We start from the raw sequence: 12,330 nt of genomic DNA, 5'->3' as shown, positions 1-12,330 counted from the left end.
GGACTCAGAGCGTCCCGCTCCGCGCACGGTCTGCACGCGGCTCGAACGGGCTCGCCATGCTGGGCTGTCCGATCCAGACACGGTTGAGCAGCCGTGTGAACGGCGGACACGTCGTCCCCTCGATGCGCGCCATCGCCTCCTGATAGGGGCCGACGGTACGCAATCTCTCCGGCAGCAACGCGTAGGCGCGTGGCAGAAACCGCTTGGCCCGCGCCGCGCTGCGGCGTTCGCGCTCGCCATAGGGCAGCGCGAAAGCAAGGCGCAGCCGCTCCGGCAGCATCTCGGCCGTCAGCGCCGTGAACCAGCGCGGCGGTGCGATCCACGTCGCCTCGCCCGAGAAGATGCGTTGCGCGATGTCGCGCGCGGCCGTGCCAACCGTGAGCGTCTCCGACGCCATCATATCGGCCGCAAAGACCTTGAACGACGTCCAGTCCGGCGGCATGGCCTCGTGTGGAATTCCGAACAGGCCCGCGAACCGCATGGCCTCGCGCCAATATTGCTCGCGCTCGGCATCGCCGAGCGGCGGACACAGCAGGCCGTAGGACATCATCGCTGTCTCGACCAGGGTGGCATGGACCCAGCGCAGCGCGTCGACGTCGTTGGCGCGATAGCGCGAGCCGGCGGCGAACGGCCCAACCGTCTCCGGCATCACGCCATCGACCGCGGCGTGCCGCCGATACAGCCGCCGCGCCACGGCGACCGCCTGCGCGCGCGTGCCGAACACCATGGTGTAGACGATGCTGAAGGTGCGGTGGAAACGGCCGAGCGGATCGGCGAACACTCTGGACTGCTCGGCAATGCCCGCCGCCACCCAGGGATGGGCGAGCTGCAACAGCAGCGCGCGGCCGGCGCCGAGAAACAGCGCGGCCTCGCGATGCACGCGCCACATCACGCTGTCGGACGGCAGCACGGCGTCGCCCGGCGTGGCCGGCGCGGCCAGCAGTTCGGCGATGCAACGTTCGAAATCGGCCTCGCTGACGATCACGGCCGCTGCGGGATCTCCAGCCCGCGCTGCACCGCCGGCCGCGCCAGGCCGCGCTCCAGCCAGGCCGGCACGTGCTTGAGCTCATCGAAGGCGACGATGTCGCGCGCGCCGTAGAACCCGATCAGGTTGCGCACCCAGCCGAGCGTCGCGATGTCGGCGATGGTGTAGTCGGCGTCCATAATCCACTGCCGGCCGTCGAGCCTGTTGTCGAGTACGCCGAGCAGCCGCCTGCTCTCCGCGACGTAGCGCTGCAACGGCCGCTTGTCCTCGTACTCACGGCCGGCGAATTTGTGGAAGAAGCCGAGCTGCCCGAACATCGGGCCGATGCCGCCCATCTGGAAATGCACCCACTGGATCGTCTGCCAGCGCCGCGCCGGATCGTCGGGGAGAAATTTCCCGGTCTTCTCGGCAAGGTACTGCAGGATCGCGCCGGATTCGAACAGGCCGAGCGGCTTGCCGCCGGGACCGTCGGGATCGATGATCGCGGGAATCTTGCCGTTCGGATTGAGCGACAGGAATGCCGGCGTCTTCTGCTCATCCTTGCCGAAATCGATCGCATGCGGCTCGTAGGCCAGGCCGGTCTCCTCCAGCATGATCGAGACCTTCACGCCGTTCGGCGTCGGCAGTGAATAGAGCTGGATGCGGTCGGGATGCCGCGCCGGCCAGCGCGCGGTGATCGGGAAGCTGGAGAGATCGGACATGATGGCTTTTTGCTCGCGCTGTCTCGTTGAGAGCTCAATCTAAGCCCGTGAACCGCCGCTGCAAGGTTCGATGCGGAACTGGCCGCGGCCGGCGATCTTATGTTGCTGCATCGTGCAGAAGGCCAGCATGCCGAGCCCGACCTACCGATTGATCATGCAGGCGATACTCACGCGCCAGCAGATTCTGTGCATCTATGGCGGCTTCGCCCGCGCGATCTGCCCGATCATCCTCGGCCACACCGCCGGCCGCGAGCGCGTGCTCGCGTTCCAGTTCGCGGGCGGCGCGAGCAGCGGCCTGCCGCCGGGCGGCCAATGGAAATGCTTCGATGTCGCTGACATGAGCGACGTCGAGCTGCACCAGGGCCGCTGGCATTCCGGACGCAGCCACCGCCGGCCGCAATATTGCGTCGCCGAGGTCGAGCTCGACGTCAATCCGGACAGCCCCTACGAGCCGAAACGACCGATCGCGACAGCGCAGCGCGGCAAGCTCCGGCGCAAGCGCTGACGCTACTGCGGCTCGCGCAGGCGCACGCGCAGCAGTGCCGGCAGCTTCGAGGTGGCGTCGTGCTGCGCGAGCTTGGCCGCGACGCGGCGCATCAGCGACGACGCGCCCTGCCTGGCAAACACCTTGATGCCGCGATAGCTGAAATCCACCACCACCTCGTGATGGCGCATGCCCTTGCCGCCCTTGACCAGGCCAAGGTCGCGCACCAGGCAATAATGCCCGTCGCTCATGCGTGCCAATCGGGTGTTCTCGAACATGCAGCGAAGCAATGCACCGAGTCGCAAATCCGTCAAGATTGACAGGAACGACTCATGAACCCAGCACGTCGGCAACGCGCCGCCGCGGCGCAAACGGCAGCGCCGGCCCGTAGCCGAAGCGCAGCACGAGATCCGGCCGCCTCGTCGTTCCGACCACGCGCGCCAGCTCTGGCCGCAACGCGGCGACTTCGACCGGCTGGTTGACGAAGGCGAGCTTCAGCCCCAGCCGCGTCGCTTCGAGCGCGAAGCGCTGGCACGCCTGCCCGGCCCTGATCCAATGCGAGGCGTCGGCCTGCTCGGCGGTGAACACGGCGACACCGGCCGATGAGCTGATCTGCCGCGCATATCTGTCGTTCTCCGATGCTGCATTGAAGAGCTGATCGAAGGCGAGGCCACCGAGCGCGGTCGGCAATGACGGATTGCCGCTGGCCGCCGCGAACAGGCCGTCGCCCGTCTCCATCGCGCTCCGCGGATTGAACCGCAGCCAGCTCTTCAGCTCGCGCAAGAACGCGGCATCGTGCATCTGCGCATCGTTGCCGGCGACCACGAGATCGCGGATGGCAGCGATCACGGCGGGAGCCGTGATGATCGCGAGATCGACGCCTGGCATCGCCGAGGCCGCCTGCAGCGCGGCGAGATCGCCTGGCGGCACCGCTCGTCCGTCATACTCCGCGCGCGTCGACTGCCTGCGGACGATGGCCGCAAGCCGCGCATCGTCATGCGCCGTGCCGTTCGTGAAGCTGTACCGCACCATCCGGCCGTCGCTGCTGATCTCGCCCGGACGGCCGCTCGCATCGGCGGCGATCGCGAGATTGGCGGCCGCGCAGCCGAGGCTGACGAACAGATGATGGTCGTCCGGATCAACCACCGGCGTGCGGCGTGACGGATCGGGCATGATCTCGATCGCATCCCGCGTCACGCGAAAGCGCCACGGCTGCGTGTTGTGGCTGTTGGCCGCGAGCGTCGCGTAACGGATGACATCGGTGATGTCGGACGACAACGGCGCGCGCAACCGGGCACTATAGTCGTCATATGCGCGCATCGTGCCGGTCGCGGCGCGCCAGGAGCCGGCGCCGAGCGCGGCCGCTGCAAGCGCGCTGCCGCCTCCTATCAGGACCCGCCGTCGGTTCATGACTCTGCGCCCGCAATTCTCGCCGCATCTCGATATGCTCACGATAAGCATGCTCCGCATCGGCGCGTTGTTGCAGATCAAGGCCTCCGCAGCAGCCGGCAAAACATCAACGCCATGCTGTTGACAGCACCAACAAAGCGGCGTATGTCCCGCGGCCTCGCGAGCGACTGCGCCCGCGACAAACATGAGCGAGACGATGTCCTTCGGCTACGAACACTTCATCCGCACGTCCAACGGCGTCATGCCGGTGGATGGCGCACGCCATGCTCGGGGGAGCGATCTTGCTTGAGGCAAGATCAACAGTCCGCATCACACGGACCCTCCCGAGCCCGCCGCTCCGGAGGGTTTTTTGTTGCCCTCACGTGAGCCGGCTGCACGGCGAACAACCAGATGTCCCGGCCTCGAGCCGGAACGGGAGACCCGGATCCCGGGGCTCGCGCAGGTGATGCGCGTGGCCTGCGCGCGCGGGGCCTGTCGGAGGGAACGAGGCGGCAACGCCGGACACCGATGACAGAGCGAGCTCCCTGGAGCTCGCAACACGCGGCGCCGTGCAGCGCCGCAGACAAGCCAATTGAATTCCCGGCCGTTCGCAGCCGGGAGCTGCTGGTGGTGAAGATCGCGGCTCCTTCGCGCCAATGCGGCCGCGCGCCGCCTTCGATCGATCGTACCGTGGAATCCGTCAAGCGAGATGGGTGAGTCGCGGGTTGCGGCGAGGCTGATGCCAAGCCTGCGTTTCGATCGTCGTATCGCCGTGATCGCCCGTTCCCCAGCATGCCATCAATGCCGCCCGGCCGCATCCCGCAGCCGTGCGGCCAAGGCGGTGGTGAAGATGCCTGTTACTTCGTTGAAACCGAGCGCCCCATTGGGGCAGCAACAGCATCACCCATTCCCCGCCGAACTCATTCGCGAGCCGTGGTGAAGACGACTGTTACTTCGCTTGCCACGCCAGAGGTCACGGGTTCGAATCCCGTCCGGCGGCTTGCCGGTAGCTCAGAGGTTAGAGCGCTGTCCGGTCCGCGAAAGTGGGACCGGGTCTCAGTCGTCGCCTGTTCCCGGCTCGTGCTCCATCTCAACCGGTGATCGTCTCGAACAGGCGGTCACCGCGACGGCGCAGATACGCTCTGCGCTCCTTCTTCCACGCGCCGTGGTGAAGAATGCTGATACTTCGATTGCTAATCGAGAGGTCGTGGGTTCGACTCCCACCCGGCGCTCCATGCGCCGGTAGCTCAGCGGTAGAGCACTAACCGATCAACATTCGCCCGTTCCCGGCGCGTGGTTCCCATCACGCCTGATCTCGAACGAGATCGCGCGTGCCGGCCGATGCTCCCGGCCATTTATCCATCGACCATTAACCCAAGAGGAGGCCCTGGCATGGTCAAGCTCAACACGTTCCTGCGCGCCTTCACCCACGAGGGTGCGCCGTCCCGACAGCTCGCGCCGGCACAGGCGCTGCAGCGCACGCTGATGAGCTGCCTGCTCTGGGAGGACCAGTTCTACGAGGACGGGATCGCGATCGCCGATCGCATCAAGGCGCTGGTGCCGCAGGTCGAGCCGCGCGAGGTGGCTCAGCTCGCGGTCCGTGCGCGCGAGGAGATGAAGCTGCGGCACGCGCCGCTGCTCGTCGCCCGCGAGATGGCGCGGTTGCCGTCGCACCGCGCGCTGGTCGCCGAGACGCTGTCGCGCATCATCCAGCGGCCGGACGAGATGGCCGAGCTGCTCGCGATCTACTGGGCGGACGCTCTCGGTCCGCAGCAGCAGCGCAAGCGGCAGCCGGTCTCGGCGCAGGTCAAGAAGGGGCTGGCGAAGGCGTTTTCGAAGTTCGACGCCTATCAGCTCGCGAAGTATGACCGCGAGGGGCCGGTGCGGCTGCGCGACGTCCTCTTCCTGGTTCACGCCAGGCCCAGGGATGCCGTCCAGGAGGCGGTGTGGAAGCAGCTCGTCGATGGCGAGCTGCCCTCGCCCGACACCTGGGAGGTCGCGCTGTCGGCCGGTGCGGACAAGCGTGCGAGCTTCGAGCGGCTGCTCGGTGAGAACAGGCTCGGAGCGCTGGCGCTGTTGCGCAACCTGCGCCTGATGCGGCAGGCCGGAGTGCCGCGCGCAACGATCGCACAGGCGATCGCGACGATGCGGACGGACCGGGTGCTGCCGTATCGGTTCATCACGGCGGCCCGGCATGCGCCGGCCTTCGAGCCCGAGCTCGAGGCCGCGATGTTCAGGTCGATCAAGGGTTACGCGCGGCTCAAGGGCCGCACGCGGCTCCTGATCGACGTCTCCGGCTCGATGTTCGCGGCGCTGTCCGCGAGGTCGGAGATGACGCGCGCGGACGCGGCGTGCGGGCTGGCGATCCTCGCCCGCGAGGTCTGCGACGAGGTGGAGATCTTCACGTTCAGCAATGAGGTCGTGAAGGTGCCGCCGCGACGTGGCTTTGCGCTGCGCGACGCGATCCTCGACTCGCAGCCGCATGTCTCGACCTATCTCGGCCGCGCGGTCAGCGAGGTCGACCGCAAGGGCGACCACCTGATCGTCTTCACCGACGAGCAGAGCCACGATCCAGTGCCGGCGCCGAAGACGCGCGGGACCATGGTCAACGTGGCGTCGTACCAGCACGGGGTCGGCTACGGGCCCTGGACGCGGGTCGACGGCTTCTCCGAGGCCGTGATCGCCTGGATCGCGGCGCAGGAGGAGAGCTTGCGCGGCGCGACCCTGCACTGACGACAAATGACCCGGACGCGTCACAGACGCGCCCGGGTCTTCTTCCACAAACAGTGGACCACCCCACGCGCCCCCGTTTAAGTGACGCCATGTACCTGTCCATCGCCACCACCCATCAGCCTGCCACCGATCTCGGCTACCTGCTCAACAAGCATCCGGAGCGGCTGCACGAGCTCGCGCTCACCTATGGCAAGGCGCTGATCTTCTATCCCGAGGCCAGCAATGATCGCTGCGAGGCGGCGCTGGTGCTCGACGTCGATCCGATCGGCCTCGTCCGCGGCAAGGGCCAAGGCGACGGGCTGCTCGATCAATATGTCAACGACCGCCCCTATGCCGCGTCGTCGTTCCTGTCGGTCGCGCTGAACAAGGCGTTCCGGACCGCGATGAACGGCGTCAGCAGCGCGCGCCAGGCGCTCGCCGAGAGCGCCATTCCGTTGGAGGCGGTCGTGACACCCCTGCCCCTGCGCGGCGGCGAAGCCGTGCTGCGGCAATTGTTCGAGCCGTTGGGCTGGCAGGTCGAACTCGCACCCATTGCGGGACCACAGGGCGATGCGATGAGCCGCTACGTGCGACTGACATTGCGCGGCATTGCGCGGCTCAGCGCACTGCTCAACCATCTCTACGTGCTGATCCCCGTGATGGACGATGCCAAGCATTACTGGGTCGGCGACGAGGAGATCGACAAGCTGCTCAAGCGCGGCGAAGGCTGGCTCGACGCCCATCCTGCCAAGGAGCTGATCGTGCGCCGCTATCTGCGCCACCGCGGCGTGCTCGCGCGTGCGGCGCTGGCACGGCTCGCGCCGGAGACGCAGGACGAGACGGCCGAGCCCGAGGCGCGCAGCCTGACAGAAGACAAATTGGAGGCGCCGATCCGGCTCAACGACCTGCGCATGACGGCGGTCATCGAGGCGCTGCGGACCACCGGTGCCAAGACCATCGCCGATCTCGGCTGCGGCGAAGGCCGGCTGCTGCAGCTTCTGGTACGCGAACGCTGGGTCGAACGACTGATCGGGCTCGATCCCGCGGCCGGCGAGCTGGAGCGCGCGGCCAAGCGGCTCAAGCTGGGCTTCCCCGGTGGCCCGCCCGAGGGCCGCGTCACCTTGCTGCACGGCTCGCTGACCTATCGCGACGCGCGCTGGGCGGAGGCCGACGCCGCTGTTCTGGTCGAGGTGATCGAGCACCTCGATCCCGACCGGCTGCCGATGCTCGAGCGCGTGGTGTTCGGCGCCGCGCGGCCGCGCGCGGTGATCGTGACCACACCGAACGCCGACTACAACGCACTGTTTCCAAGCCTGCCCGCCGGACAGTTTCGCCACCGCGACCATCGCTTCGAATGGTCGCGCGCCGAGTTTGCCGACTGGGCGCAGCGGATCTGCGCAACCTTCAACTATCAGGCCGCCTTCTCCGGCATCGGCCATCACGACGAGAGCCATGGCGCGCCGACGCAGATGGCCGTCTTCACTCGCTGAGCAATTCCATGAACATCGAAATCCCCGATTTCGCGCTGGTCGTGCTGATCGGCTCGACCGGCTCCGGCAAGTCGACCTTCGCCGCCAGGCATTTCCTTCCGACCGAGGTGATCTCCTCGGACCATTGCCGCGCGCTGGTCGCCGACGACGAGACCGACCAGGGCGTCTCCGCCGACGCGTTCGACATCGTCCGCGAAATTGCCGGCAAGCGGCTGAAGCACCGCAGGCTCGCCGTCATCGACGCCACAAATGTGCGCCCTACCGACCGGAAGGGCTGGGTCGAGCTCGCGCGCAAATGGCATGCGCTGCCGGTCGCGATCGTGTTCGATCCCGGCATCGACGTCTGCATCGACAGAAACAGGACGCGTCCCGAGCGGGCCTTCGGCGGCCCCGTCGTGCAGCGCATGGTCTCGGAGATCCGCCGTGGTCTCGGTGGGCTGCAGCGCGAGGGCTTTCGCCAGGTGTGGAAGCTCGACAGCGTCGCGCGCATCGAGGCCGCGACCATCGCGCGGCAGCCGTTGTGGACCGACAAGCGGCATGACGCCGGACCGTTCGACATCATCGGTGACGTACACGGCTGCGCGGCCGAATTGCAGGCGCTGCTGGCGAAGCTCGGCTATCAGGTCACATGGAGCGACACAGAGGGTCGACGCGCCGTCACAGTGACGCCGCCCGCGGGCCGCAAGCTCGTCTTCGTCGGCGACCTCGTCGACCGCGGCCCGCAATCACCCGATGTGCTGCGCATCGTCATGAGCATGGTGGCGGCCGGCACCGCCTATGCCGTGCAGGGCAATCACGACCGCAAATTCCAGCGCTGGCTGGCGGGCCGCAAGGTCACGATCGCGCACGGCCTGCAGGCCACGATCGATCAGCTCGCCAGCGAGGAGCGAAGCTTCCGCGACACTCTGCCGGGCTTTCTCGACGGGCTGCGCAGCCATGTCTGGCTCGACGGCGGCCGGCTCGCGGTGGCGCATGCCGGGCTGAAGGAGGAGATGATCGGCCGCGGCTCCGGCGCAGTGCGCGAATTCGCGCTGTATGGCGAAACCACCGGCGAGATCGACGAATTCGGCCTGCCCTTGCGCGCCGACTGGGCCGCGAACTACCGCGGACCGACCACCGTGGTCTACGGTCACACGCCGGTGCGATCAGCCGAATGGGTCAACAACACCATGTGCATCGACACCGGCTGCGTGTTCGGCGGCCGGCTGACAGCGCTGCGCTGGCCGGAGCGTGAGCTCGTCGAGGTCGAGGCCGAGCGCGTCTGGTGCGAGCCGGTCCGTCCGCTCGCGCCTCGCGCCGGCAGCGCCTCCGCGCAGGCCGAGGCCGATCAGCTGCTCGATATCGATGACGTGAGCGGCCGCCGCTGGATCGACACCACGCTGCGCGTCCGCATGGTCGTGGCCGAGGAGAACGCGGCCGCCGCGCTGGAGGTGATGAGCCGCTTCGCGCTGCCGCCGCAATGGCTGGTCTATCTGCCGCCGACCATGTCGCCATCGGAGACGAGCGCGCGCGAGGGTTGGCTGGAACGGCCCGAGGAGGCGTTCGCGCATTTCCGCGCCCGCAACGTTGCCGAGGTCGTGTGCGAGGAGAAGCACATGGGCTCGCGCGCCGTCATTGCGCTATGCAACAGCGCCGATGTTGCCAGGGCCCGCTTCGGCATCGCAGGCGACGAGAGCGGCGCGATCTGGACCCGCACCGGCCGCGCCTTCTTCAACGATGCCGCGATGACCGAGGCGCTGCTGGCACGGCTGCGTGACGCTGTCGACAGCGCCGGCCTGTGGCAGGAGCTGCAATCCGACTGGCTGCTGCTCGACGCCGAGATCATGCCCTGGTCGGCCAAGGCCGGCAGCCTGATCGAGAGCCAGTACGCGCCGGTCGCGGCGTCATCGGTCGCCGGCCTCGAAGCAGCAGCCGACGCAGTGGCGCGCGCCGCCGCGCGTGGCCTCGATGTCGCCGCGCTCGGCGACCATTTCCGCGATCGTGTCGCGCGCGCCAAGCGCTATGGCGCTGCCTGGGCGCCCTATGTCTGGCCGGTCGGCGGCATCGACGATCTCAAGGTCGCGCCGTTTCATCTGCTCGCCAGCGAGGGCCGGGTCTGGTTCGATCAGGACCACGTCTGGCACATGACGCTCGCCGATCGGCTGGCCGCCGCATCAGCATCCGTCGTCACCCGCACGCAATGGCGCACTGTTGTGCTGGCCGACGACACGGCCGTCGCCGACGCCATCGCGTGGTGGGAGCAGCTCACGGGAAGCGGCGGCGAAGGCATGGTGGTGAAGCCGAAAAACTTCGTCGCGCGCGGACCGAAGGGCCTCATTCAGCCGGCGCTCAAGGTGCGCGGGCCGGAATATCTGCGCATCATCTACGGCCCGGAATATGATGCGCCGGAGCACATCGTCCGGCTGCGCCAGCGCAAGCTCGAGGGCAAGCGCAACCTGGCCCTGCGCGAGTTCGCGCTCGGCCACGAGGCGCTGACCCGCTTCGTCTCCCGCGAGCCGCTGCGCCGCGTGCACGAATGCGTGTTCGCGGTTCTGGCACTGGAGAGCGAGCCGATCGATCCGCGGCTGTGAGCCGCTCAACAACCAACCACGGCGATCTTCTGCGATGTACAAGCCGGTCTTGCGCGATTGGATCTGGGCTGACGGACGCGGACCAGAGCTGCGACGAGCGCACTTTTTCGGCCACGGATTGAACTTGATCGCCCTCGACTATCTGAACCCGGACTGGGCTTCCGAGGACGATATGCGACACTTGATCCTTCACAAGACTCAAGTGCATCAAGTCACCCCAGAGGAAGTCCATGACTATTCCCGTGAAACCGTCGGTTGGGGGCCCGCGATCGATCAAGCCGCCGTGGTGGACCTGGGACGATCAGCCTGGCTGATGAGCTTCTCCCAGCGGCATCTTGCCCGCTGCCGACATTTTCGCATCATGTTCTATGACGAATATGTCGACGTCATCTGCGAGAGTATCACAGCCGCCCATGGTGCCTACGCTCCGTAGTTGTGGCGCCCAGTGACGGGCGCTCTCGAGCCAAACGTGACTTTGGGCAGCCGAACTGCGGAAGGGAGCCATGGGATCGTTCATCACCAACCTCCACGTTCGCGACGCCGCACCTCGCAACGCGGTCCGTAAGAAAGCGATCGAGGCCTATCCGATGATTGCCGCCAAGATGCCGAATCCGCCGAGCCTCGAGCAATATCTCGCCGATATCGAAAAGCGCATGGCTACAAGGCCTGCCGCAATCGTCGCCACGCCGTCCCCAGCCAGGCCGTTCATGTTTGCCGAAGACAGGTTGACGGGCCTCGCTGAGCTTCTCGGCATTCCCAGCGGACATGCACTTGATAGCTATCACTACCTCTCCGGTGGCGAGGGCACGCCCGGAGTGCTGACGCTCATCGGGCCGGACGGCGAAACCGAGATCAGCTTGTCTTGAGTGCGCGGACCGGCTTCTGAGACCCGTCTCGTCATCGCAGCGCGCAGCCGCAGGGGCGTGCGAGCGAGCCGATCGAGCGGCGGGGTGAGCGTAGGACGGTGGCCTCAGGTCGACGGGGGTGAGCTTCCGCAGGGCCGCTGACATCGTCACCGATGTGCCGGCTGCCTTCGAGGAGATCGAAGCCATCGCGGTCATGCTGCTGACGCAGCAGGTATTGGTACTGCCTCTCGATGTCGGCGATATCATCATCGTGGAGCAGCTTCCTGGCAGTCACGCCGTCTCGTCCAGGTACGATTCCCGGAACGCGACGCCGTTCCTCCGGCGCGATCCCCTTCGGCTTGATCCTGCGCAACGAACGGACGCAGGACACACGCTACCTCGCTACCGTGCCTACACCACTCCCCAAGGAGGCTTGAATGAGGACGTCCTTGCAACTCGCCATCGTCATCGCCGCCATCGCGGCCATGCCCGCTTTCGCTCAGGGAACTGGGCCGGTGGCAACGCAATGCGCCGCTGACATCCAGAGCTTCTGCTCCGGCAAGCAGCACGGCGCAGGCCAGGTTCGCGCCTGCCTCGAGACCAACCGCGAGAAAGTCTCAGCGGATTGCCGCCAGGCTCTCGACACGACGGGACCCGGCCGAGGCAAAGGCCAAAGACGCTGAGCATGCGCATCGGCTGGCCTGGCCCCGTTCCGGGTGCAGGCCAGCCGGCAACTTCCACAGCGATCCGGCTTCGCCCGGGCGAGATCGTCTGCGCCCAGACGAAGCCGATCTTCGGCGCCAAACACCAGCCCTTCCAATGCGATCGAGGTTCGCACGCCGCGTCCACGAAAATTTCGCTTTCGTTTTTCCGAATTTTATGAAATACTCCGCCTGTCCCGCCTCGCCATGAGGGGCGCTTCGCGATCGTCACGAACGTGGAGGCGGTGATGCGACGGGCGTAGGCTGCCGCAGCATGGTTCTCCGTGCGGACGAACGGCAGAATGCGCCGGCGAAATCGTGTGGTCCTGGCCTCCCGATGCTGAGGTCAAGCCGGCCGAGATGATGACCGGCTGGCGACGGGGGCAAACAAGCCGGTCCCCGGGGAGCAACTGTCTTTTTTGTAGACCGGTGATCGGCCGGCCTCAAGGCTGG

Annotated in this window: 12 protein-coding genes and 1 tRNA gene; 9 read left to right on the top strand and 4 right to left on the bottom strand. The window is 67.1% G+C overall.

The features are described 5' to 3' along the window. Nucleotides 1-4: 4 nt before the first annotated feature. Nucleotides 5-985, bottom strand: a complete 981-nt coding sequence (locus tag ACQR1X_RS07685) for an oxygenase MpaB family protein (RefSeq protein WP_434898613.1) — start codon at nucleotides 983-985, stop codon at nucleotides 5-7. Beyond that, entirely contained in the window at nucleotides 982-1,686 is a 705-nt protein-coding gene (locus tag ACQR1X_RS07680) for a glutathione S-transferase N-terminal domain-containing protein (RefSeq protein WP_434880842.1), read from the bottom strand. Before ACQR1X_RS07680 ends, ACQR1X_RS07685 begins: the two co-directional genes overlap by 4 nt. A gap of 127 nt (nucleotides 1,687-1,813) precedes the next feature. Between ACQR1X_RS07680 and ACQR1X_RS07675 the strand changes: the two genes are divergently transcribed. Then, a complete protein-coding gene (locus tag ACQR1X_RS07675) occupies nucleotides 1,814-2,191 on the top strand; it encodes a hypothetical protein (RefSeq protein WP_434898612.1) in 378 nt (125 codons plus the stop codon). Nucleotides 2,192-2,193: 2 nt separating this feature from the next. Here the strand turns inward: ACQR1X_RS07675 and ACQR1X_RS07670 are convergent, their stop codons facing one another. Together ACQR1X_RS07670 and ACQR1X_RS07665 are read right to left on the bottom strand one after the other, a co-directional pair. Then, nucleotides 2,194-2,421, bottom strand: coding sequence for a hypothetical protein (locus tag ACQR1X_RS07670; RefSeq protein WP_316180996.1), 228 nt, complete (start codon nucleotides 2,419-2,421; stop codon nucleotides 2,194-2,196). 79 nt (nucleotides 2,422-2,500) lie between these two features. After that, nucleotides 2,501-3,580 carry an Acg family FMN-binding oxidoreductase gene (locus ACQR1X_RS07665; RefSeq protein ID WP_434898611.1) on the bottom strand — a complete coding sequence of 360 codons (1,080 nt, stop codon included), beginning with the start codon at nucleotides 3,578-3,580 and terminating at the stop codon, nucleotides 2,501-2,503. 1,139 nt (nucleotides 3,581-4,719) lie between these two features. Here ACQR1X_RS07665 and ACQR1X_RS07660 point away from each other — a divergent pair. From ACQR1X_RS07660 to ACQR1X_RS07625, 8 genes are all read left to right on the top strand, one after another. Then, nucleotides 4,720-4,794 (top strand) — tRNA-OTHER (locus ACQR1X_RS07660). Between the two features lie 157 nt (nucleotides 4,795-4,951). Continuing rightward, on the top strand, nucleotides 4,952-6,292 hold the full coding sequence (locus tag ACQR1X_RS07655; protein ID WP_434891171.1) for a TROVE domain-containing protein: 1,341 nt from the start codon (nucleotides 4,952-4,954) through the stop codon (nucleotides 6,290-6,292). Nucleotides 6,293-6,381: 89 nt separating this feature from the next. Then, complete coding sequence (locus ACQR1X_RS07650; RefSeq protein ID WP_315800363.1) at nucleotides 6,382-7,761, top strand: 3' terminal RNA ribose 2'-O-methyltransferase Hen1; 1,380 nt, start codon at nucleotides 6,382-6,384, stop codon at nucleotides 7,759-7,761. A gap of 8 nt (nucleotides 7,762-7,769) precedes the next feature. Then, nucleotides 7,770-10,331 carry a polynucleotide kinase-phosphatase gene (locus tag ACQR1X_RS07645; protein ID WP_434898610.1) on the top strand — a complete coding sequence of 854 codons (2,562 nt, stop codon included), beginning with the start codon at nucleotides 7,770-7,772 and terminating at the stop codon, nucleotides 10,329-10,331. A 34-nt stretch (nucleotides 10,332-10,365) separates the two neighbouring features. After that, a complete protein-coding gene (locus ACQR1X_RS07640; RefSeq protein WP_316215602.1) occupies nucleotides 10,366-10,764 on the top strand; it encodes a hypothetical protein in 399 nt (132 codons plus the stop codon). Between the two features lie 70 nt (nucleotides 10,765-10,834). Continuing rightward, complete coding sequence (locus ACQR1X_RS07635; protein ID WP_315800366.1) at nucleotides 10,835-11,197, top strand: hypothetical protein; 363 nt, start codon at nucleotides 10,835-10,837, stop codon at nucleotides 11,195-11,197. 118 nt (nucleotides 11,198-11,315) lie between these two features. Continuing rightward, entirely contained in the window at nucleotides 11,316-11,714 is a 399-nt protein-coding gene (locus ACQR1X_RS07630) for a hypothetical protein (protein ID WP_434898818.1), read from the top strand. Continuing rightward, complete coding sequence (locus ACQR1X_RS07625) at nucleotides 11,614-11,859, top strand: cysteine rich repeat-containing protein (RefSeq protein WP_434898609.1); 246 nt, start codon at nucleotides 11,614-11,616, stop codon at nucleotides 11,857-11,859. The genes ACQR1X_RS07630 and ACQR1X_RS07625 overlap by 101 nt, the downstream gene beginning before the upstream one ends. Nucleotides 11,860-12,330 lie beyond the last annotated feature (471 nt).

It is taken from the genome of Bradyrhizobium sp. HKCCYLRH3073 (assembly GCF_051167995.1).
Lineage (GTDB): Bacteria > Pseudomonadota > Alphaproteobacteria > Rhizobiales > Xanthobacteraceae > Bradyrhizobium.
The sequence above is the reverse complement of the archived record's forward strand: the minus strand, read 5'-3'. Positions and strand labels throughout refer to the sequence as shown.

What these genes read in the sequence shown, in the direction of transcription:
- ACQR1X_RS07645 (WP_434898610.1), top strand. Translation starts at nt 7,770, where the DNA reads ATGAACATCGAAATCCCCGATTTCGCGCTGGTCGTGCTGATCGGCTCG.
- ACQR1X_RS07640 (WP_316215602.1), top strand. Translation starts at nt 10,366, where the DNA reads ATGTACAAGCCGGTCTTGCGCGATTGGATCTGGGCTGACGGACGCGGA.
- ACQR1X_RS07675 (WP_434898612.1), top strand. Translation starts at nt 1,814, where the DNA reads ATGCCGAGCCCGACCTACCGATTGATCATGCAGGCGATACTCACGCGC.
- ACQR1X_RS07655 (WP_434891171.1), top strand. Translation starts at nt 4,952, where the DNA reads ATGGTCAAGCTCAACACGTTCCTGCGCGCCTTCACCCACGAGGGTGCG.
- ACQR1X_RS07625 (WP_434898609.1), top strand. Translation starts at nt 11,614, where the DNA reads ATGAGGACGTCCTTGCAACTCGCCATCGTCATCGCCGCCATCGCGGCC.
- ACQR1X_RS07665 (WP_434898611.1), bottom strand. Translation starts at nt 3,580, where the DNA reads ATGAACCGACGGCGGGTCCTGATAGGAGGCGGCAGCGCGCTTGCAGCG.
- ACQR1X_RS07680 (WP_434880842.1), bottom strand. Translation starts at nt 1,686, where the DNA reads ATGTCCGATCTCTCCAGCTTCCCGATCACCGCGCGCTGGCCGGCGCGG.
- ACQR1X_RS07635 (WP_315800366.1), top strand. Translation starts at nt 10,835, where the DNA reads ATGGGATCGTTCATCACCAACCTCCACGTTCGCGACGCCGCACCTCGC.
- ACQR1X_RS07670 (WP_316180996.1), bottom strand. Translation starts at nt 2,421, where the DNA reads ATGAGCGACGGGCATTATTGCCTGGTGCGCGACCTTGGCCTGGTCAAG.
- ACQR1X_RS07650 (WP_315800363.1), top strand. Translation starts at nt 6,382, where the DNA reads ATGTACCTGTCCATCGCCACCACCCATCAGCCTGCCACCGATCTCGGC.